Origin of the sequence: Streptomyces sp. NPDC017056 (assembly GCF_044332485.1) — a bacterium.
Classification (GTDB): domain Bacteria; phylum Actinomycetota; class Actinomycetes; order Streptomycetales; family Streptomycetaceae; genus Streptomyces.
Genome location: NZ_JBIRPD010000007.1, coordinates 268863 through 288867 on the forward strand (window position 1 = coordinate 268863; position 20005 = coordinate 288867).

The 20005-nt window shown below is 71.3% G+C and carries 18 protein-coding genes; 10 read left to right on the forward strand and 8 right to left on the reverse strand.

Annotation, left to right across the window (positions count from 1 at the left end; genetic code table 11):
- Positions 1 to 91 precede the first annotated feature (91 nt).
- From ACH4OW_RS15545 to ACH4OW_RS15560, 4 genes are all read left to right on the forward strand, one after another.
- Positions 92 to 907 (forward strand): helix-turn-helix domain-containing protein, encoded by an 816-nt coding sequence (locus ACH4OW_RS15545; protein WP_398028023.1) that lies wholly within the window; start codon positions 92 to 94, stop codon positions 905 to 907.
- The gene (locus ACH4OW_RS15550) at positions 904 to 1089 is read left to right on the forward strand and encodes a DUF397 domain-containing protein (protein ID WP_360125953.1); all 186 of its coding nucleotides are present in this window, start codon (positions 904 to 906) and stop codon (positions 1087 to 1089) included. The genes ACH4OW_RS15545 and ACH4OW_RS15550 overlap by 4 nt, the downstream gene beginning before the upstream one ends.
- A gap of 244 nt (positions 1090 to 1333) precedes the next feature.
- Positions 1334 to 2275 carry a hypothetical protein gene (locus ACH4OW_RS15555; protein WP_398028025.1) on the forward strand — a complete coding sequence of 314 codons (942 nt, stop codon included), beginning with the start codon at positions 1334 to 1336 and terminating at the stop codon, positions 2273 to 2275.
- 33 nt (positions 2276 to 2308) lie between these two features.
- Positions 2309 to 2623 (forward strand): hypothetical protein, encoded by a 315-nt coding sequence (locus ACH4OW_RS15560; RefSeq protein ID WP_398028027.1) that lies wholly within the window; start codon positions 2309 to 2311, stop codon positions 2621 to 2623.
- On the opposite strand, the gene ACH4OW_RS15565 is transcribed toward ACH4OW_RS15560, so the two are convergent.
- Positions 2574 to 3074, reverse strand: a complete 501-nt coding sequence (locus ACH4OW_RS15565; protein ID WP_398028029.1) for a hypothetical protein — start codon at positions 3072 to 3074, stop codon at positions 2574 to 2576. The genes ACH4OW_RS15560 and ACH4OW_RS15565 overlap by 50 nt on opposite strands.
- 157 nt (positions 3075 to 3231) lie before the next feature.
- Between ACH4OW_RS15565 and ACH4OW_RS15570 the strand changes: the two genes are divergently transcribed.
- Positions 3232 to 3399: a hypothetical protein gene (locus ACH4OW_RS15570; protein WP_360125960.1), complete on the forward strand. Its 168-nt coding sequence runs from the start codon at positions 3232 to 3234 to the stop codon at positions 3397 to 3399.
- On the opposite strand, the gene ACH4OW_RS15575 is transcribed toward ACH4OW_RS15570, so the two are convergent.
- Positions 3394 to 4647, reverse strand: a complete 1254-nt coding sequence (locus tag ACH4OW_RS15575; RefSeq protein ID WP_398028031.1) for a serine hydrolase domain-containing protein — start codon at positions 4645 to 4647, stop codon at positions 3394 to 3396. The genes ACH4OW_RS15570 and ACH4OW_RS15575 overlap by 6 nt on opposite strands.
- Positions 4648 to 4931: 284 nt before the next feature.
- Here ACH4OW_RS15575 and ACH4OW_RS15580 point away from each other — a divergent pair, with 284 nt between their 5' ends.
- Both ACH4OW_RS15580 and ACH4OW_RS15585 read left to right on the forward strand, forming a co-directional pair.
- Positions 4932 to 5846, forward strand: coding sequence for an aminoglycoside phosphotransferase family protein (locus tag ACH4OW_RS15580; protein ID WP_398028033.1), 915 nt, complete (start codon positions 4932 to 4934; stop codon positions 5844 to 5846).
- Positions 5847 to 6015: 169 nt separating this feature from the next.
- Complete coding sequence (locus ACH4OW_RS15585) at positions 6016 to 7140, forward strand: alpha/beta hydrolase (RefSeq protein ID WP_398028035.1); 1125 nt, start codon at positions 6016 to 6018, stop codon at positions 7138 to 7140.
- 22 nt (positions 7141 to 7162) lie between these two features.
- Here ACH4OW_RS15585 and ACH4OW_RS15590 read toward each other — a convergent pair whose 3' ends face one another.
- Entirely contained in the window at positions 7163 to 7801 is a 639-nt protein-coding gene (locus tag ACH4OW_RS15590; RefSeq protein WP_398028037.1) for a GNAT family N-acetyltransferase, read from the reverse strand.
- A gap of 437 nt (positions 7802 to 8238) precedes the next feature.
- Between ACH4OW_RS15590 and ACH4OW_RS15595 the strand changes: the two genes are divergently transcribed.
- Positions 8239 to 8592 carry a hypothetical protein gene (locus ACH4OW_RS15595; protein WP_360125972.1) on the forward strand — a complete coding sequence of 118 codons (354 nt, stop codon included), beginning with the start codon at positions 8239 to 8241 and terminating at the stop codon, positions 8590 to 8592.
- Between the two features lie 56 nt (positions 8593 to 8648).
- Here the strand turns inward: ACH4OW_RS15595 and ACH4OW_RS15600 are convergent, their stop codons facing one another.
- Positions 8649 to 9821, reverse strand: a complete 1173-nt coding sequence (locus ACH4OW_RS15600) for an NlpC/P60 family protein (protein ID WP_398028039.1) — start codon at positions 9819 to 9821, stop codon at positions 8649 to 8651.
- Positions 9822 to 10310: 489 nt separating this feature from the next.
- Here ACH4OW_RS15600 and pcrA point away from each other — a divergent pair, with 489 nt between their 5' ends.
- A complete protein-coding gene (pcrA, locus tag ACH4OW_RS15605) occupies positions 10311 to 12788 on the forward strand; it encodes a DNA helicase PcrA (protein ID WP_398028041.1) in 2478 nt (825 codons plus the stop codon).
- 78 nt (positions 12789 to 12866) lie between these two features.
- On the opposite strand, the gene ACH4OW_RS15610 is transcribed toward pcrA, so the two are convergent.
- Together ACH4OW_RS15610 and ACH4OW_RS15615 are read right to left on the reverse strand one after the other, a co-directional pair.
- Positions 12867 to 14447: a M23 family metallopeptidase gene (locus ACH4OW_RS15610; RefSeq protein WP_398028043.1), complete on the reverse strand. Its 1581-nt coding sequence runs from the start codon at positions 14445 to 14447 to the stop codon at positions 12867 to 12869.
- Between the two features lie 319 nt (positions 14448 to 14766).
- Positions 14767 to 15720 carry a lipase family alpha/beta hydrolase gene (locus tag ACH4OW_RS15615; protein WP_398028045.1) on the reverse strand — a complete coding sequence of 318 codons (954 nt, stop codon included), beginning with the start codon at positions 15718 to 15720 and terminating at the stop codon, positions 14767 to 14769.
- A gap of 444 nt (positions 15721 to 16164) precedes the next feature.
- On the opposite strand from ACH4OW_RS15615, the gene ACH4OW_RS15620 reads away from it, so the two are divergent.
- A complete protein-coding gene (locus ACH4OW_RS15620) occupies positions 16165 to 16575 on the forward strand; it encodes a cobalamin B12-binding domain-containing protein (protein WP_073759125.1) in 411 nt (136 codons plus the stop codon).
- 26 nt (positions 16576 to 16601) lie between these two features.
- Here ACH4OW_RS15620 and ACH4OW_RS15625 read toward each other — a convergent pair whose 3' ends face one another.
- Entirely contained in the window at positions 16602 to 18377 is a 1776-nt protein-coding gene (locus tag ACH4OW_RS15625; protein ID WP_398028226.1) for a DUF5691 domain-containing protein, read from the reverse strand.
- Between the two features lie 242 nt (positions 18378 to 18619).
- On the reverse strand, positions 18620 to 19984 hold the full coding sequence (locus ACH4OW_RS15630) for an SWIM zinc finger family protein (RefSeq protein ID WP_398028047.1): 1365 nt from the start codon (positions 19982 to 19984) through the stop codon (positions 18620 to 18622).
- Positions 19985 to 20005 lie beyond the last annotated feature (21 nt).

Consider the following 20005-nt stretch of genomic DNA (forward strand, 5'->3'; position numbering starts at 1 on the left):
CACTGAGCATGTCGGCGCGGGCGTACCGTCAGCAGCCGCGACAAGGGTACGCACCAGGCTGTACCAGTCGTGCCGACGAAAGGTGGGCACGGTGACGAACGAACCATCCCAACCGCCGATGGCATGGCGCTACTGCGGAAACCAACTCAAGCTGTGGCGCACGTACGCGGGAATCTCCCGCGAGGCCCTCGCCGAGGAAGCGAATTACGACGCCGAGTACGTCAAGTCCATGGAACAGGGCCGCCGGCGCCCGACGCTGCGCATGCTCCAGGTTGCTGATCAGATGTGCGGGGCACATGGGATGTTGGAGGCGGCGCAGGATTTCTTGAAGCCGGAGCGGTATCCCGAGCGTACGCATGAGTTCATGCGAATCGAGGCTGAGGCAATCGCGATCCATTGGTACGAAAGCCTCCTCATCCCGGGCCTGCTGCAAACCGAGGAGTACGCGAGAAAACTGATGGCTGGTCACTGTCCGCCGCTGGATGACGAGACGATCGATGCTCGATTGGCCGCCAGGCTGGAGCGCCAAAAGGTGCTCACGGACAAGCCGACAGTGCTGTTCAACTTCATCATTTACGAAGCCGCGCTGTGGACCATGGTGGGAGGCGCCGAGGTGATGAAGCGCCAGCTTGACCGACTGCTTGAGGTGGCCGAAGCGCGGAACGTATCTGTTCAGGTGCTGCCTGCTGGGCGGCCATCATCCGCGGCGCTCAGTGGCCCGCTGGTGTTGCTGGAGACGGCTGACCATGAGGTGTACTCCTATGTCGAGGCGCACGGCACGAGCGTCCTGAGCGCAGCTGCGGACAAGACCAGCAGCCACTCCCAGCGGTACGGAACGATCCGCATGCAAGCCCTGAGTGAGGAGGAGACGGTGCAGTTCATCAGGGAGGCGGCAAAAAGGCTATGAGCGCCGAGTGCCAATGGGTCAAGTCCAGTTACAGCGACGATGAGGGCGCCGCCTGTGTGGAATTAGCCTTCCGACCCCAGGTCATCCACGTCCGGGACTCCAAGTGCGCGGACGGGCCGCGCCTCACCTTCCCCGCCAACGCCTGGGCGGCATTCATCTCCCTCGCCGCCTCCGGGGGTTGAGACCCGAGCTTCGGGCCCCGAGGCCCGAGCTCCTCCTCTAAGGAACGGGCGGGATGGAACAACCCACCCACCCTCCCAACCCCGCACGCACCAGCGCGCATCACTTCGCGTGACCGGCTTGCCACCGACCGTCGTCACCCTCTACCGTCGCGACAGCAAGCCCGCTCAACACACAAAACAACCCCGGCTGGTGCTACCAACACCGAACCGGGGTCTGACCTCCAAGATCGAAAGCAGCGATCTCGTGGCTACAGCCAAACCTACTACGGCGCCCTGCGCACCCGTAGCCCCCCGCCCTCACCCCCGCCATCCCCACCCCCGCGCCGCCTCCGGCTACGGAAAACGCTCCGCCCCGGGGCAGACGCGGCCCCGGCCGGGGGACTTCGCCGCCCTCCCCGAACGCGAAGCGTTCCTCGCCGCCTTCATCGACCGGCTGCCCGACGGCGCCGCGATGGACGTCAAGACGCTCGCCGCCGCCCAGCCCCGCTACGGCCAGCAAGCCGTACGCTCCGCCCTCACCCACCTCTCCGCCGCAGGCCACCTCCGCCGCGTCCAGGAGACCATCGGCAACGGGCGCTCCCAGTGGGTCTACCGCACGTACTTCACCCGCACCGCCCGCGACGACGCTTGGTGGCAACGCTTCCTGACGGGCGCCACGCACCCCCAGGTTCAACCGGACGAGCGACCGCCGCCGCAGCCGGAACCCTCCCGCCCCGTCGCACACGCCAACCCCCGCCCGGCCCCACCGGCCGCCTCCCCGGCGTACGCGGCCCTCGCCGCCCTCGGTACCGCCGACCCGCGCATGATCCTCTCCGCCGCCGAATGCGCCGCGCTCGAAGACCTGGCCGCGCAATGGCTGGCGCGCGGCGCGACGAGCGCGTACCTCGTCACAGCCCTCACCGCCGGCCTGCCACCCGAGGTCCACTCCCCAGGCGCCCTGGCCCGCACCCGCCTAACCACCAAACTCCCACCGCCCCCAACCCCCACCCCGGTATCGACTCCTCTCCCCACCCCCACCCGCATCATGGAATGCACCGGGTGCGGCGTACCGGGCCGACCCGAAGCCCTCCCGGGCGGCCTCTGCCGCCCCTGCCGAGGCGACACCCCACCCCCAAACCCAACCGCCGACCACCTCCGGGCCCAGCGAACCCACCACTACGCCACCCTCTGCCGCGCCCGCACATGAACAACACACCCGGCTGCCCGCGATACTCGGACCATGGACACCTACGAGGGCATCGCGACACTTGAGTGGTGGGCCAACCGCTCAACGAGCCTGGGAGGCTTCGACGTACGCGTCACGATCAGCGCCACCAACGACAACTGGACCTGCGACGCGACCCACGTAACCCCCCTGACGAACGACGACCAGGACGTCTTCGACACCTTGATGCAACTCGACCCGGTCTTCACCCTGCACTTCGACGAGACCAACCAAATCCTGGTCAACGTCGCACCGGCAAAAGACACCGACCACCTCACCCTCACCGCCTACGAACCGGCAGAAGAACCACCGCGTACGTCACGTTCGTGATCACGTGGACGAGCATGGCCGACCCGCCGCCCACCATGGCCGTCAGCAAGGCCGGCGCGCAGAGTAGGAACGCGGCGAGCCCGCGAAGGGTCGCCGTCTCCAGCCGCTTCCTGAGCGCCAGCAGGACGCACAAGACGGGCAGGACCCACACGATCGACAGCAGTATGAAGAACCAGGTATGCGACGCCGTTCTGAGCACTGCGTCGAAGTAGGGAGAATACGTATAGGCGGCACCCAGACGGTACGTGGGAAGCAACAAGGAAACCAAGGGCGGCACCACGGCAGCGGCCAGGGCATAGCCCCCCACGCTCTTGGCCAGCCACCAGGCCCCCGCAACCACGCGCCGCCCCAGGCGTCTCAGACGGCGGCGCGGCCCGGCAGCCACCAGTTCCACCTTCTCGCGCCGACTGCCGGGGGAGAGGGTCCTGTAGCGTGTCAGCGCTTTGAGCATGGTGCCCGTATCCCCCGGGTCGTACTGGATCTGTCCCTCATTGTGAGGGTTCAGTCAGGTGCACCTTCGAGTGGGGGGCTGGCCCTCTCGTTTCTGGGGGTGCCGGGCGGGAGAGTCGAGGTGACTCTTACCGGACCCGGCTCCACGGAGGAACCCCATGAAAGCTCTGCTCTGGCTGCTGCTCGTCGGCTGCCTGTTCGCCAACGTGGCCGTCAGCATGACGGTTGCCGACGGGGCACCGCGCATCCTGCTGAGCGTCGGGACCGGCCTCGGGGTGATCGGTGCCGGTACCGGGTTGTGGCTGACCCGGGAGCGCCGTTCATGACGTCGGAGGCGCCGGCAGTGCCGGTGTCCGCTTCGGGGTGGTGTTGCACAGGGCCTGGGCGTAGAGGTCTTCCTTGGCGTAGTCGATCGGGTGCAGCTTCGGCTTGTCGTTCGCGTCGAGTTCGTTGTAGCGGGTCAGGTTCGTGCCGAGGGAGAACTGCCGGCTGCCGTCCGCGGTGGACAGGGACATGGTCTCGGAGCCCGGGACCAGTCCGTTGTGGCCCCAGAACTGCCCGCACGGCCAGTCCCACGAGAGCAGGCCGAGGCCGTACCGCATCCCCGGCGTGCCGGTCGGCACCGTCGTCTTCATCTGGCGCAGTTCGGCCTGGTCGATCAGTTTGCCGGTGAGCAGGGACCGGTAGAAGCGGTTGAGGTCGTCCATGGTCGAGACCAGCGAACCGGCGGTGCCCGCCCAGGACATGTCGTAGACGCTGAACTCGCGCGGCGGGTCGAACAGCCCGAACAGCTTCTCGTACATCTTGGAGTGCGGTCCGGTCAGGCGGGCCGAGCGCGGGAAGTAGGTGTGCCGCAGCCCGGCCTTGCGTATGACGTGGTCGGAGATGTACGTCTCCGGCGCCTGGCCGGTGACCTTCTGGATCAGCAACCCGGCCAGCACGTAGTTGGCGTTGGCGTAGTGGTGGGCCTCGCCGGGCTTGCCCGTCGGGGGTGCCGCCAGGGCCAGGCGGACCAGCTCGCGCGGGTCCCACCGGTGGAAGCGCTGGGTTTCCAGGTCCTCCGGCTTCTTCCAGAGCGCGTAGCCGTAGTCGGCGATGCCGCTGGTGTGGTTGAGCAGCATCCGTACGGTGATCTTGCGGCCGCGCTCGCCGGGGACGAGGTCGGGCAGGTAGCGGCCGATCGGCGCGTCCAGTTCGATGCGACCCTCGCCGACCTGCTGGAGCACGGCGACGGCCGTGAACGTCTTGGTGACGCTGCCTATGCGGTGCTGGAGTTGCGGCGTCGCGGGGCGGCCGGTCTTGAGGTCGGCGACGCCCGAGGCGCCCTGCCAGGACGCGGCGCCGTCCCGTACGGCGGAGTAGGCGCCGGGCATGCCCGCGTCGTGCAGCTTCTCCAGCGTCCGGGCCAGTGCCTCGCGGTCCAGGCCGGTGTGGTGTGCCGCAGCGGCCGGGGCGGAGGGGGAGGCGGCGGGCGCGGCGGTGGCGGCGGTCGCCGGTGCGAACAGGGCCAGTACGACGGCCGTGCCGGTCGCGGCCAGTCTCGTCCGGCGGCGGCTCGTGGCGGGCAGGTGCATGATGCGTCTCCGTGAGGTCGTGACCGGGGGCTCGCGCGGAGCCGGCGGCGGGCGGTCGGCGGTGGGCGGATTGTGGTGGGCGGGTCTCGTATTCGGGCGATCTTTCGCCGACTTCGATGTTCCCGGCCGCGCCGCCCCCGGGCATCAGCCTTGAGGACAAGATCGTGCACACGTTCGTATGACGCATGTCAGGTTTAGCGCAGCGACCGCCGGGTTCAAGCGCCGCCCGGCAACGCCCGGAAAATCATTGGCCCTTCGTGCCGCCCAGCGGTGACACTTCCGGCGTGACGCTTCACGAGAACGAAATCCCCGTCGACGAGACGCTGGTTCGGTCCTTGTTGAAGGCGCAGTGCCCGGAGTTGGCCGAGCTGCCGCTCTCGCCCGCGGGCGCCGGCACGGACAACACCATGTACCGGCTGGGCGGCGACCTGCTCGTACGGCTTCCGCGTACCGCCGGCGCGGCGCGGTCCGTGCGCAAGGAGCAGGAGTGGCTGCCCCGGTTGGCGCCCCTCCTCGCGTGCGTGGTGCCCGAGCCCGTCCACGCCGGGACGCCCACCGGTGCCTTTCCCGTGGCCTGGTCGGTCTACCGATGGATCGACGGGGACGAAGTCCGCCAGGACACCGTCCGGGACTGGGCCGCTTTCGGAGCCGATCTGGCGGCGGTCGTGAGGGAACTCCATGGCATTGATCTCATGGGCGCGACTCGCGCAGATGGCCTCGGTTGGTACCGAGGAGGCGGCCTGGAACCATGCGACGAGTGGGTCGGCAGATGTCTCGACGACTGCCGGCCCCTCGTGGGTTCCGAGCTCGACATCGACGCTCTCGGACGGCTGTGGCGAGACGCGCTCGCACTCCCCGGGCCCGGCGGACCGCACGTGTGGCTCCACGGCGACCTCAAGCCGTCCAACCTCCTGGTCCGCGAAGGAAGGCTCCACGCAGTCATCGATTTTGGAGCCCTCTCGGTCGGTTTTCCCGACGCCGAGCACTCCACGGTCTGGGACCTGCCCCCACAAGCACGACAGGTCTACCGGGACGCCCTGGATCTCGACGACGTGACCTGGACCCGCGCCCGCGCCTGGGCGATCGCGGTGGGCGTCAGCGGACTCTCGTACTACTGGCACACCTTCCCGGCCTTCGTCGCCGAGTGCCGGGCCCGGCTTGAGGCCGTTCTCGCCGACGCCGCCGCGCGTGGAGTGTGACCCGTACCACACTTTGCCCGTCAGGTGAAGAACCCGCGGAAAGAAGGCCCCGCGAGGCGCAACCAGGGCGTGTCGTATCACCATCTAATGCCTCGGAGAGGCTCGCTGCCGACGGCAGGGCCAGAACCACGCCCACGCCGCCCCACCTGTCCCGGAAGCGAGATCCCCGATGAGCCTGACGGGCACGCCCTTCTTCCTCACTGTGATCGTGCTGCTGGTCATCGCGGTCGTGCTGCCGTTCGCGCTGTGGAGCCGCGTGCGCGGCCCGAAGGTGGTGCGGGCGGTGTCGCGCTTCGCCATGCTGCTGTTCGCGCAGGTCACCGCGATCACGATGGTGTTCGTCGTGGTCAACAACGCCAACAGCCTCTACGACAACTGGGACGACCTGCTCGGCACGTCCGACCACGTCGAAGCCGCCAAGGACCTCGGGCCGGACGGCCTGGGCGGCCTGCAGGCGAAGGACGCGCCCAAGCAGCTCGCGAAGTTCGGGCCGGCCAAGGACCCGGTGGTCGGCCAGGGCGTCCAGGAGACCGAGTTCAAGGGGCAGGTCTCCGGGGTGAGCGGCGAGGTCTACGTATGGCTGCCGCCGCAGTACGACGACCCGGCGTACGCGGACAAGAAGTTCCCCGTCGTCGAGCTGCTGCCCGGCTTCCCCGGCTCGGCCAAGTCCTGGCTGGGCACGCTCAAGGTCGCCGAGCAGGTGCAGCCGCTGATGCGGCAGGGCAAGGTCAAGCCGTTCATCCTGGTCGCGCCGCGGACCACACTCCTGGGCAACGTGGACACCGGCTGCGTCAACATCCCGGGCAAGGTCAACGCCGACAGCTGGCTGTCCGTCGACGTACGCCAGATGGTGATCGACAACTTCCGGGCCGAGGACAAGGCCGACTCCTGGGCGGTGGCCGGCTACTCGGCCGGCGCGCACTGCGCGACGAAGCTGGCGCTGGCCCACCCGGACCGCTACCGCGCCGGCGTCGGCCTCTCCGGCTTCAACGACCCGGCCATCGAGCCCGCCTCGCTCGCCGGCCAGGACCCCAAACTGCGCGTCGAGAGCAACCCGGTCACCATCTTGAAGACCGCCAACAAGGCGGGCAAGCCGCCGCGTACCGCGCTCTTCATCTCCGGGGCCGCCGGGGACGGCTTCGAGGCCGGGCTCAACCTCAAGCAGCTCTCCAAGAAGCCGACGACGGTCAAGGTGAAGCTGATCCCGCCGGGCGCGGGCGGCCACGGCACGGCCGTGTGGAAGAACCAGATCCCGGAGGTCTTCCAGTGGCTGAGCGGCGTGGTCAAGCCCTGACGGCGGGCGGCGCCCGACGCCTTCAAGGCTTTGGGGGCGAGAGGATGCGGGCGGCCGTGAGCGGGGCGTGGTACTGCCAGCCCAGCGAGCGGTAGAGGGAGCGCCCTGCGGGGCTGGCCACCAGGATGCCGTGGGTGGCGCCCAGCCGGACGGCGTAGGCCGTGAGGGCGTGCATCAGGAGGCTGCCCAGGCCGCGGCGGCGGTGCGCCGGCGCCGTGTTGATCTTGTCGTAGACCGCCGAGGGGGGCGCGGAGGCGTGGGTGAGCGCGGCCCGGCCCCACGCGGCCGGTTCGCCGGTGGCGGCGTCCAGTACGCGGCAGTCGATGACGCCGGTGCCGTCCTTGTCGGCCGTCTCGACCAGGTAGCCGGGCGGTGGCACCACCGGGCCGGCGGACACCGGCAGGGCGGCCGACATCAGGAACTGCGGCTCGGCGAACTCCCAGGCCGGAGGCAGGAGCGGCGCGATCTCCTCGCGCGGGGCGCAGACCTTGATCCACAGGTTGGGGACGGTGATCGAGGCGGCGAGGCCCCTCAGGAGACCGGGGTCCGCGGCGGGGAGGACGTAACGGCCCGCGTGCTCCGGGAGGCCGATGTCGATGTGGAAGCCGCCGGGGACGGCGACGGGGGTCGCGGTGCCGCGGCAGCGGGCCCAGCCGTACACCCAGGTCCGGACGGTGTCCCGGTGGGCGGCGGGGAAGGGCGTGGAGTGCGAACCGGCCGTGTCTATAGGGGGGTTGTCTATAGGGAGGTTCATGCGGCCGATCTTACGGCGGGCCGCTGCACGGGCGGATGGGTCCGGCGGCGGCCCGTAACAGGGGGAGCGGGCCGCCGCCTTTCCTCTCGGCGGGGGCGGCCGACGACCGCCGGGGCGGAATCCGGCGGCGGTGGGGAGTCGACCGCCTGATTGAGGACGCTAAACCTCGGCGCCCCCTAAAGGTGAACGGTTGCCGGGCATTGCCCGCTTTCGGTGCTCCGGTGAGCGCGGATGACCGCGGCGGGATGCGATGAGGAAGGGTCGGGTACGGGCTCCGACCGAAGCGCCGGATGAGGCGTACCTGAGTGCGGAGCGGTGATAGGCGAGGGCTACGATCCACCACTATGGACGTAGTAACCAAGGTCTTCGTGGGCCTGCACATCATCGGCATCGCGTCGCTGCTCGGCGGCTTCCTGACCCAGCTGAAGCCGATGAGCGCGGGCACCGCCCGCTTCACGCCGGCCATGCTGCACGGCGCGCTGACGATGCTGGTGACCGGCGTCGCCCTGGTCGGCCTCAACCAGGCCCAGGACCACTCGCTCGACAACGTCAAGCTGGGCGTCAAGCTCGCCGTACTCGTGGTGATCCTGGGCCTGGTCTACGTGAAGCGCGACGAGGAGAAGGTGGACAAGCCCTTCTTCCTGGCGGTGGGGCTGCTGACGGTGGTCAACATCTTCATCGCGCTGCTGTGGACGTGAGCGGCGGCCGCTGAGGAACTGGAGAGGGCTGTGGGGCGCGCCCCACGGCCCTCTTCTCATGCCGGCCGCACGCTCCCGTAGATCGGCATGTAGTAGATCGACTCCACCCGTACGCTCGCGCCGGGCTTCGGGGCGTGGATCATCTTGCCGTCGCCGACGTACATGCCGACATGACTGATGTCGTCGTAGAAGAACACCAGGTCACCGGGCTTGAGGTCCTTGGTCGCCACTCGGTCGCCCGCCTTCACCTGATCCCAGGTGGTACGCGGCAGGGACACCCCCGCCGCCTTCCAGGCCGCCTGCGTCAGGCCGGAGCAGTCGAAGGAGTTCGGCCCGGTCGCGCCCCACACGTACGGCTTGCCCATCTGGGCGCGGGCGAACGCGAGGGCCTTGGCGGCCTTGCCGGAGTACGTACCGCCGTCGGCCTGGCCGCCGCCGGAGCCGCCGTCCGGTGATCCGGAACCGGTGCCAGGGCCGGGGCCGTCGTGCCGGTCGCGGTCCGCGCGTTCCTTGCGCTCCTTCTCGGCCTGCTTGCGCGCCAGTTCCTCGGCCTTGCGCTTGGCCTCGGCCTCCTTCTTGCGCTCCAGCTCCGCCAGCCGCGCCTTCTCCTGGGCGGTCAGCCGCGACAGCAGCTGCCGGGCCTCGGCGAGCTTGTCCTGAACGTCCTTCTTGGACGCCTTCAAGGACGCCTGCGTCTCGGTGAGCCGCTCCAGGCTCCGGGACGCCTCGGCACGCTGCCGCCCGGCCGCGGCCTGCTGCTCCTGGTAGTCGGCGACGGCCTGCTGCTGCCTGCCGGTCAGCCGGTCCATGAGATGGCTGCGGTCGGCGAACTGCTGCGGATTTCGCGCGAGGAGCAGCTGCGCGGTCGGGCTCAGACCGCCGGTGCGGTACTGGGCCGAGGCGTAGACGCCCAGCTCGCGCCGGGCGTCGTTCATCTTCTGGGTACGCCGGGCGGACTCGTCCAGCAGCCGGTCGACGGTGCCGCGCTGCTGGTCGGCCTGCTCCTTGGCGCCGTTGTACTTCTGCGTCGCCACTTCGGCCTGGCGGTAGAGGTCGTCGACCTTCTGCTTGACCTCTTCGATCGTCGGTGCGGGCTGCCGTGGCGCCGCCTCGGCGCTCTGCGAGAGCAGGGTGACGGAGGCGAGGGCGGCGGTGGTGAGCCCGGCGGCCGTACGGCGGCTTCCGGGCGAGGTGAGTATGCGGGTGCGCGGCTTGCGGTGCGACGCCAAGGCCGGCGACTCCTTCCGTGGACCGCCTGCCGGGTTAGCGGTGGGGGCACCCCCAGGCCGTTCAGGCACTGGGGGAGGGTTCGGGCGTACGGAAGGCTGCCCTACGGTCCGTGCGGCTGCGGGAGAACTCCCGGAGCTGTGCTCCGCTTCGGCTCCCGCCGTGTGCCGTACCGGCCGATTCACCCCGGTGGTACGTGTGGGTCCCCGGCTCCGGATGCCTGGCGGCAGGGCCGGACTCGGCGGGGGCGGCCCGTGCGGACGCTGTTCGACCGCGGGGACGGCGGGCTGCCCGAGCGAGCACGGTAGCCAACCCGTGTGGCCGCTGGGAAGGCTGATGTGCGATATGCCCGAAACCTTTTCGTGATCTTTTCGCGACCGGGGCGTGTCCTGTGACGCCCGCCACTCCTCGGCGGGGGCGGGCCAGGTCACACGGCCGGTTTTCGCGGTTCGGGCCGGGCTGTCAGTGGGGCGGCCTAGACTCGGTGGGCGATGAGCAGCCTCTTTGACGACAGCTTCCTGGCGGACCTCGAACCCACGGGCGAAGGACCCCCGCCGCCTCCCGAGGACGAGGACGGTCCGGCACAGGAGGAGATCCCGGCCGACCTGTTCGGCGGGCGCTTCGACGTGCCCGGCGGCCTCCCGCACGCCGTCGGCCCGGGCCGCGACCCGTACTACCGCGACGGCGCCCCCCGCCCCGCGGTGGACCCCGCTGCCCTCCTGGAGGGGCTCAACGACCAGCAGAAGGCCGCCGTGGCGCACACCGGCGGCCCGCTGCTCATCGTCGCCGGCGCCGGCTCCGGCAAGACCCGCGTCCTGACGCACCGCATCGCGCATCTGCTCGGCGCGCGCGGTGTGCACCCGGGCGAGATCCTCGCGATCACCTTCACCAACAAGGCCGCGGGCGAGATGAAGGAGCGCGTCGAGGAGCTGGTCGGCCCCCGGGCGAACGCGATGTGGGTCTCCACCTTCCACAGCGCGTGCGTGCGGATCCTGCGCCGCGAGTCCAAGAAGCTGGGCTTCACCTCGTCGTTCTCGATCTACGACGCGGCCGACTCCAAGCGCCTGATGGCCCTGGTCTGCCGGGACCTGGACCTCGACCCCAAGCGGTTCCCGCCCAAGTCTTTCAGCGCCAAGGTCTCCAACCTCAAGAACGAGCTCATCGACGAGGAGACCTTCGCGCAGCAGGCCGCCGACGGTTTCGAGAAGTCGGTGGCCGAGGCGTACACGATGTACCAGGCGCGGCTGCGCGAGGCCAACGCCCTGGACTTCGACGACATCATCATGACCACGGTCAACCTCCTCCAGGCGTTCCCCGATGTCGCCGACCACTACCGCCGCCGCTTCCGGCACGTCCTCGTGGACGAGTACCAGGACACCAACCACGCGCAGTACACCCTGGTGCGGGAGCTGGTGGGACCGGCCGAGACCGCCGGCGAGCTGTGCGTGGTCGGTGACGCGGACCAGTCGATCTACGCGTTCCGCGGCGCCACGATCCGCAACATCCTCCAGTTCGAGGAGGACTACCCGGACGCCACGACGATCATGCTGGAGCAGAACTACCGCTCCTCGCAGACCATCCTCAGCGCCGCCAACGCCGTCATCGAGCGCAACGAGAACCGCCGCCCCAAGAACCTGTGGACGGACGCCGGCGAAGGCCCCCGCATCACCGGCTACGTCGCCGACACCGAGCACGACGAGGCCCAGTTCGTCGCCGACGAGATCGACCGGCTGACCGACGCGGGCGACGCCAAGGCGGGCGACGTCGCGGTCTTCTACCGCACCAACGCCCAGTCCCGCGTCTTCGAAGAGATCTTCATCCGGGTCGGCCTGCCCTACAAGGTCGTCGGCGGCGTGCGCTTCTACGAGCGCAAGGAGGTCCGCGACGTCCTCGCGTACCTGCGCGTCCTCGCCAACCCGGAGGACACCGTCCCGCTGCGCCGCATTCTGAACGTGCCCAAGCGCGGCATCGGCGACCGCGCCGAAGCCATGATCGACGCGCTGTCCGCCCGCGAGAAGATCACCTTCCCGCAGGCGCTGCGCCGGGTCGACGAGGCGTACGGCATGGCCGCCCGCTCCGCCAACGCCGTCAAGCGCTTCAACACGCTCATGGAAGAGCTGCGCACCATCGTCGAGTCCGGCGTCGGCCCCGCCACCGTCCTGGAAGCGGTCCTGGAGCGTACGGGCTACCTCGCCGAGCTCCAGTCCTCGACCGACCCGCAGGACGAGACCCGCATCGAGAACCTCCAGGAACTGGCCGCCGTCGCCCTGGAATTCGAGCAGGACCGCGGCGAGGACAATCCGGGCACCCTCGCCGACTTCCTGGAGCAGGTCGCGCTGGTCGCCGACTCCGACCAGATCCCGGACGAGGACGAGGAGGGCTCCGGCGTCATCACGCTCATGACGCTGCACACCGCCAAGGGCCTGGAGTTCCCCACCGTCTTCCTGACCGGCATGGAGGACGGCGTCTTCCCGCACATGCGCGCGCTCGGCCAGACCAAGGAGCTGGAGGAGGAGCGGCGCCTGGCGTACGTCGGCATCACGCGCGCCCGCGAGCGGCTCTTCGTGACCCGCTCGACGATGCGCAGCGCCTGGGGCCAACCGTCCTACAACCCGCCGTCGCGCTTCCTGGAGGAGATCCCGGAGCAGTACGTCGACTGGCGGCGCACGGGCCCCGCGACACCCTCCGCCTCCATGGGCGCGATGACGGGCACGGGCGGCGGCGGCTTCGGCTCCGGGCTGTCCTCGTCGCGTACGAAGGCGGGCCCGAGCGGCTTCGCGACCCGGCGCGCCAAGGACCGCGAGGTGGTCTCGCTGGCGGTCGGCGACCGCGTCACGCACGACAGCTTCGGGTTGGGCTCGGTCGTCGCGGTCAAGGGCAGCGGCGACAACGCGGAGGCGACGATCGACTTCGGCGGCGAGAAGCCGAAGCGGCTGCTGCTGCGCTACGCGCCGGTGGAGAAGCTCTGACGGAGTGCCGCTGAACCGAAACCGTCCGGCGCCCTGGTGGGGGTGCCGGACGGTTTCGGTTGCGCGCTGCGGGGCCGGTCAGGTCGGGTTCAGGCCGTGGCTGCGCAGCCACGGCAGCGGGTCGACGGGCGAGCCGCCGCCGGGGCGCACCTCGAAGTGCAGATGCGGTCCCGTGGAGTTGCCGGACTTGCCCGAGTACGCGATCTGCTCGCCGGCCTTGACCTTGCCCGACCGGACCGTGGCGGTGCTCAGGTGGCAGTACCAGGTCTCGGTGCCGTCCGGCGCGGTCAGTATCACCATGTTGCCGTAGGCGGAGTTGAACTGCGTGCGTACGGTGCCGTCCGTGGCGGCCATGACGGGCGTGCCGTAGTCGACCGGGAAGTCGATGCCGGTGTGCACGGACATCCAGTTGACGCCTGCCTGGCCGTACATCGCGCTCAGGCCGTGCTGCGCGACCGGCAGCGCGAACTTGGGGCGCATGGCCTCCTTGCGTGCCGCCTCGTCGGCCTTGCGCTTCTTCTCCGCGGCCTGCCGGGCCTTGAGGTCGATGCGCTCCTGCGTACGGCTGGCCCGGTCGGCGAAGTCGTCGGCGCCCGCGCTGAGGCTGGCGAGCTGGGTGTCCAGCTTGTTGTTGGCCGCGGCTGTCTGTACGGCTCCGGTGTCCCCGGCGGCCTGGGTCGTCGTAGCGTCCTTGGCGCCGTTCCCGGCACCGCTGGTGACGGAGGCGGCGGCCACCGCGCAGACGCCCATGGCGGCGACGGAGGGCACCGCGACGGTCAGCAGCGCGGAGCGCTTGGCCGTACGGCGGCGGCCGCGGCCGGAGGAGCCGCCGCCCTGCGACGCGCGGCGCGAACGCGAGGCGCGCGGGCCGGGAGCCGCGTCAGCGGGGGAACCGGCTTCGGGGGTGACGTCGGCGGCATCGGGGGAGAGGCCGTCGTGGTCGGCGGTGATCGCCGGCGTGGTCTGGGTGAGGGCCTCGGCGATGAAACGGTTGTCCACCGCGTCCGCGTTCGAGGGCGCCTCGAATGCCCCGTAAGGGGGCTCGTGCTGATCACTCGGGGGCGCGTACCCGTACTGGTCCGGGGCGGCCCAAGTCATGGTTTCCCACTGGTCGCTGGCGCCCGGATCGTACGCGTAGTCGCCGGTCTGCGGGGGGCCCGCCTGCGCCGGGATGCCGGCGATCAGGTCGCTGTCCACGGCCTCCCAGACCGCGGTGGCCTCGTAGCCGTTGGCGCCGCCCGGTCCGCCGGTCCCGTAGGCGCCGGTGTCGTACGCCGTGTGGGAGTACGGGTCGTAGGCCGCCTCCGGCTGCGTGCCGGGAGCGTGTGCGCCGGAGTTGAACGCTCCGGTGGCGTAGGCGTCCGCGGGGTGGGTACCCGCGTCGTAGCCGCCGGTGTCGTAGGCGCCGACCGGGTACGCGGCCGTGGCGTAGGCGTCGGTGCCGTACGGGGCGGTGTCGTACGCGGTGGCGCCGTACGCCGCGCCGGGGGCCTGGTGGCCGGGGGCGGCGCCGAAGAACGCGTCGCCGCCGCCGTATCCGGCGTGGCCGACGTGGGTGTCCTGGTGCCCGAAGGACTCGTAGGCGGGGTAATGCGCATACGAGGCATCGGTGGAGGGGACGGCCGGAGCAGGGGACTCCGGTGAGTGACGGTCGTTCACCACCACTTCGCTTTCGCCTCGGCAGCAGGAGAATTAGCGGCGACTGTACCCGGCGGTACGTGACGGCGACAATCTTCGGCAGGTTTCGGGCTTCTTGACAACGGGCATTTGGCCGCCTTTCGGCGGACACTATGCGCGTTCTTGGCGCCGCGTTCGAGGGCCGTTCGAACCCTCCCGGGGCGGCAGGGGAACAAACGGAAGATCAACCGGCCGATCCGCGGCAGATCGGCCGGGAGGCCGCCCGTGAGAACGAATGGGCGGGTACGACCTTGGAAAGTGCCGCCCCGAGGCGGCCCGGGTAAGCCGGACGAAGCGGTGGTCAGGCGACCGAGGACCTGCTCGCGCCGCCCTCCGCCTCCTCCTCGGCACTCAACGCCTCCCGTATTCCGGCGGCGACCGCGCCGTTGACCGCGAGCGTGAGATGCCCGAGCCCGGATACCCGCACGCTCCGGGTGATCAAATCCTGGTGATCGATACACGCGGTCTTCGACGGGACCATCAGCTCGTCCAAGTCGCTCCAGAAGCAGACGAAATGCGTCCGGCAATTCGGGGCGGGGCGCTCCAACTCCACGATCACGTCGGAATGCGGACCCAGCTGCCGCACGAGCGGGTGGACCGACGCCAGGGGAGCGAGCCAGGTGCCGCCGTGCGGCGTACCGAGGGTGACCAGGGTGCGGACGCGGAGGTCGCCGCCGAGGCGCTGGACGTAGTAGCGGGCGACCAGGCCGCCGAGGCTGTGCCCCACCAGGTCGACCCGGCTGCGGCCGGTCCGCTCGCAGCACTGCTCCACGTGGTGGCCCAGCAGCTCGGCGGCCTTGCGGAGGTCGCTGGTGAGCGGCGAGTAGTTGAGCGCTTCCACGTGGCGCCAGCCGTGCCGCAGCAGTGAGCGGCGCAGCGAGACGAAGACGGAACGGTTGCCGCTGAGCCCGTGCACCAGCACGACCGGCGGGTGGCCGCGGTCGCCCGTGGGCGGTGCCGCCGTCCGGCCGGCCGGCGCCGGGGTGACCGTGCCGGTGGCGGCGTTGCCTTCGGTGCCGGTGTACGTGGTCGTGCCGGTGCCGGTGCCGGTGCCGGTGCCGGTGTACGTGGTCGTGTCGGGGCCGGGGCCGGGGCCGGGGCCGGGGCCTGTGACGGGGACGGCTCTGGGCTGCTCCTGATGGATGCCGGTCGGATACAGCAGAAGGTGCCCGACGATTAACGCCAGCTCCACGACCGTCGCACGCAGCAGCACGGACGGGCGGGCCAGACAACAGAGAAAGGGCAGGGCCTTCATGGCCGACCTCCCGAATGGCACGCGGGAGATCACTCTGTCCCCCGTATGCCCTCATGGGCAGCCGATTCCGGCAACGTACACGTACATGAACGGGCGGCTGCCACGGACGAGCTGCTGCCCGGATGTACGGATGCGAAGGCGGATGCGTTCAAGAACCGGACCCCCGTGCCGTGCGGCTGACGGCGCGGAGGCTCGGCGACCTCACTGCGGCTCCCCGAGCGCCCGTCCCGCATGGCTGAACCGATGCGGAACGCAACGCGTAGCGAACGTGTCCCAATGTGTGATTTCCCCCTCCCTCCGTGTCACGAAACGGCCGCGTACGGGATGCTGGCGATAACGTTCGTTCACGCTTGGGGCGGCCGGCGCGGCCGCTATTCGGTTGTCGGCCGGCGGCCCTGTCCCGTACAGGTGCCGTCCCGTGCCGGGCAGGGCTGGGAGGCAGTGATGGGTGTGCAGGGTCCGATCCGCGTGGTGGTGGCCAAGCCGGGGCTCGACGGGCACGACCGGGGGGCCAAGGTCATCGCGCGGGCGCTGCGCGACGCCGGTATGGAGGTCATCTACACCGGGCTGCACCAGACCCCGGAACAGGTCGTGGACACCGCGATCCAGGAGGACGCCGACGCGATCGGGCTGTCCATCCTGTCCGGCGCGCACAACACCTTGTTCGCGAAGGTCATCGAACTGCTCAAGGAACGGGACGCGGCGGACATCAAGGTGTTCGGCGGCGGGATCATCCCCGAGGCGGACATCGCACCCCTCAAGGAGCTGGGGGTCGCGGAGATCTTCACGCCCGGGGCGACGACCTCGTCGATCGTGGAGTGGGTCAGGGCCAACGTGCGCCAGCTGGCGGCCTGAGGCACCCGGGAGGCGGGCGGGCCGGCTCACGGGGCCAGCTCCGCCCGCATCGTGGCGCGCAGCCGCAGCGTGCCCACGAGGCGCTGGAACGCCTCCGACCAGTAGCCGACCGCGCCGGGCGAACCGTCCGCAGGCTCGTCCGGCGTCGCGGTGAGCATGTCGAGCCGGTCCGCCGCGTCCGGGTCCAGGCACCGTTCGGCCAGGCCCATCACCCCGCTGAAACTCCACGGGTAACTGCCCGCGTCCCGGGCGATGTCCAGCGCGTCGACTACCGCCCGCCCCAGCGGCTCCGACCACGGCACCGCGCAGACCCCGAGCATCCGGAACGCGTCGGACAGGCCGTGGGCCGCTATGAACCCCGCTACCCATTGGGCCCGTTCGTCCGCGGGCAGGACCGTCAGCAGCTTCGCCAGGTCGCGCGACGAACCGGCCGCGCCGTCGGCGCCGGTGGTGCCGCCGGCGGCGGCGCCGGTGGCCGGGGACCCGAGCAGGGCGCGCGCCCAGGAGGCGTCACGCTGGCGTACGGCGGCGCGGCACCAGGCGTCGTGCAGCTCGGTGCGCCAGCCGTCGGCCACCGGCAGGGCGACGATCGCCGCCGGCTCCCGGCCGCCCAGCCACCGGCTCCAGCAGCCCAGCGGCGCGGCCTCCAGCAACTGCCCGAACCACCAGGCGCGCTCGCCGCGCCCGGTTGGCGGCCGGTGGACCACCCCGTCCCGCTGCATCGCCGCGTCGCAGGCACGCGGCGCCTCGACGGCGAGCGCCCAGGAGGCGTTCGTACGGGAGGCGTCCGTATCCGGTGTGCGCGTGCCTGAGGCGTCCGTACCCGAGGCGTCCGTACCCGAGGCATACGTACCCGAGGCGTCCGAGCCGCTCCCGGTGCGCACCAGGGAGACGCAGGCGCGGGCCCGTACGGCCATCCGGGTCGCGAGGGCGGTGCCGGGCAGGGACGACAGCAATTCCGCCGCCGTGCCGCGGACGTTGCGGCTGCGGTCGGACAGCGCCTGCTCAAGGAACGGCTCGTCGGCCGCCGTCAGACCCTCCCGCAGCGAGTCGAGGAACATCAGCCGGTCCTCGGCGCGCTCGGTCTCCCAGGTGGTGGCGAGGAGAGCGAGGCCCGCCGCCGGGTCCCGGCGGCGCAGCGCCGCCAGCAGCGAGACGCGCTCCGCGAACAGCCCCTCCTCCCAGAGGGCGCGTACGGCCTCGGGATCGTCGGAACCGGGCAGCGCGGCCGCGCTCCCGATGCCGCGCAGCGCGAACTTCCACTCGTCGTTGAACCGGGCCAGCCACAGCGCCCGCGGTCCGGCGAAACCGAGAGCCGCTGGGCGCAGGTCGGTCCGCGCGCGGGCCGCGTCGAGCAGCGCGGGCAGCAGCGCCTCGGGAGCGCGGTAGCCGTACCGGGCAGCGGCGGTGAGCCACTGCGGCAGCAGTTCGGTCAGGTCGGGGGCCGTGCCGCGGCGGTGGCCGCCGGCGGTGCCGTCGCGGTCGGCGAGCAGCAGGGCGAGCCTGCGCCGCGCGGCCGGCGGCAGCGGGGGGCGCGGGTCGGGCGGCGCCGGTACGGGGCGCTCCCGGGCGGGCGCCGGGCGCAGCGCGGCCCGGCGCCGGACCGTGCTGACCGCTGCCGCGTCCAGCAGCGCTGCGGCGGCACTTTGCCCCTCGCGGGCGGTGACGGGCGGCGTACGGCGTTCCGTACCGAGGAGCGCCGCGCTCACCAGCTCTTCCCAGGAGGGCTCGGCAGCGGCGGCGGTGCCGTGATGGCTTCCGGCGCCGTGCTGCCCTCCGGCATCGTGATGGGTGTCGATCATGGTCATCCCCCAGACGGTGATCGTGCGGACGGGCGGAGGAGCGGATGGGTGGACGGGCGGAGGAGCTGACGGGTGGATCGGTGGAGGGGCGGATGGGCGGATGGGTGGACCGGTGGAGGGACGGATGGGCGGATGGGTGGACCGGTGGAGGGACGGATGGGTGGACCGGTGGAGGTACGGATCGGTGGAGGGGCGGGCCGGTGTCGGGGCGGGTGGCGGTGCGTGCGGTCCGGCCGCCGGGGTCACAAGGCGACCGGCTCCGGGTCCCAGGCGGTCAGGGGAGCGAAGCCCCGGTGGCCGCACTCGCCGAAGACCGTGACCGGCTCGCCGCCGGATATGGCGGCCAGGCGCCACAGCCCCGCGCGCCCCGCGCAGCGCGGATCGACGGGCAGCGCGGACTCGCCGTGCGCGTCGGCCAGTTGCCACCGCTCGCCGTCGCGCGCCGGTATCGGGACGACGTCCTCCAGGACCACCGGCCAGGCGTCGAGCCACGGATCGTCGCGCAGCGCGTGACCGTACGCGGCCAGCGCGGCATCGGTGCCGCCGCCCGGCGGCACCGCGCCCCCCGGAACCGGATCGGCGTGCCGCGCTCCCAGGGCGACGCGCAGCGGTCGGGCCCCCGGGTAGAAGGCGAGGTCGGCATCCAGGACGAGGCCCCGCGGCAGCGAGAGGTCCAGCGCGCGGCCGGGCCCGCCGAAGGAGAGGTGCAGCGCCATGCGCCCGGCCCGCTCGCCGCGCAGCCATATCCGTCTGCTGGTCAACACTCCCTCGACGGCGTCCTGTTGGGCGAGCACCAGCCAGCGGTCGCGTACGGTCGCGGTGTCGGTGCCGGTGTCGGTGCCGGCGAGGACGTCGGCCGCTTCGGTGGTCAGCCCGACACGGGTGCGGACCGTGGCGGCGAGGGCGGGCGGCAGGCGGTCGACGCCCAGGTAAGCCTGGTCGAGCAGGTGGATCAGCGCACAGTCGGCGAGCAGGCGGGACGGCCAGTCGGAACCGGACGCCACTACGGCCCCCAACTCCCGTACTCGGGACGCGAGACCGGGCGCCTGAGCGTCGACCATGCGGGCCGCCGTCTCGTCCCACGCGCCGTACCCCTCCCTCTCGGCACCGGCCAGCCCGGTGCGCAGCAGGTCCTCCAGGCGCTGCTCCAGCTCCGCGGCCCCGCTGCCGATCCGCTGGGCGCGCAGCACCGCCCGCCGCCGAGCACCCTCCGGCCCGCTGCCGCGCGCCGAACTCCCCTCCTCCCATTCCTCCTTACGGGCGTGCCGCCGGTGCGCGGTGAGCCATTCCTCCGCCCACGCCGGAGGCTCGCCGTCGCCGACGCCCCCTTCGCCGCCCGCCCGCAGAAGCATCAGCCCCAGCGCGTGCTTGCACGGCAACTTGCGGCTCGGGCAGGAACAGTTGAAGGCCGGTCCGGCCATGTCCACGACGGTTTGGTACGGCCCGCTGCCGCCCCCCTGGCACAGCCCCCACACCGCGTCACCGCGCATGCCGCTCTCCGGCCACGAGCCCGACGCCGCCAGCTCGCCGCCCGCCCTGCGCGACGGTTCGTCGGGCGCGAGCGCGAGCACCCGGTCCGGCGTCCAGCATTCCCCCTGCTGATTCATGCCCCAAACGCTACGAGCCAC

Excerpts from the sequence above, each read along its gene's own strand:
- ACH4OW_RS15550 (WP_360125953.1), top strand. The coding sequence starts at position 904 with ATGAGCGCCGAGTGCCAATGGGTCAAGTCCAGTTACAGCGACGATGAG.
- ACH4OW_RS15560 (WP_398028027.1), top strand. The coding sequence starts at position 2,309 with ATGGACACCTACGAGGGCATCGCGACACTTGAGTGGTGGGCCAACCGC.
- ACH4OW_RS15565 (WP_398028029.1), bottom strand. The coding sequence starts at position 3,074 with ATGCTCAAAGCGCTGACACGCTACAGGACCCTCTCCCCCGGCAGTCGG.
- ACH4OW_RS15570 (WP_360125960.1), top strand. The coding sequence starts at position 3,232 with ATGAAAGCTCTGCTCTGGCTGCTGCTCGTCGGCTGCCTGTTCGCCAAC.
- ACH4OW_RS15575 (WP_398028031.1), bottom strand. The coding sequence starts at position 4,647 with ATGCACCTGCCCGCCACGAGCCGCCGCCGGACGAGACTGGCCGCGACC.
- ACH4OW_RS15585 (WP_398028035.1), top strand. The coding sequence starts at position 6,016 with ATGAGCCTGACGGGCACGCCCTTCTTCCTCACTGTGATCGTGCTGCTG.
- ACH4OW_RS15595 (WP_360125972.1), top strand. The coding sequence starts at position 8,239 with ATGGACGTAGTAACCAAGGTCTTCGTGGGCCTGCACATCATCGGCATC.
- pcrA (WP_398028041.1), top strand. The coding sequence starts at position 10,311 with ATGAGCAGCCTCTTTGACGACAGCTTCCTGGCGGACCTCGAACCCACG.
- ACH4OW_RS15615 (WP_398028045.1), bottom strand. The coding sequence starts at position 15,720 with ATGAAGGCCCTGCCCTTTCTCTGTTGTCTGGCCCGCCCGTCCGTGCTG.
- ACH4OW_RS15620 (WP_073759125.1), top strand. The coding sequence starts at position 16,165 with ATGGGTGTGCAGGGTCCGATCCGCGTGGTGGTGGCCAAGCCGGGGCTC.
- ACH4OW_RS15625 (WP_398028226.1), bottom strand. The coding sequence starts at position 18,377 with ATGATCGACACCCATCACGATGCCGGAGGGCAGCACGGCGCCGGAAGC.
- ACH4OW_RS15630 (WP_398028047.1), bottom strand. The coding sequence starts at position 19,984 with ATGAATCAGCAGGGGGAATGCTGGACGCCGGACCGGGTGCTCGCGCTC.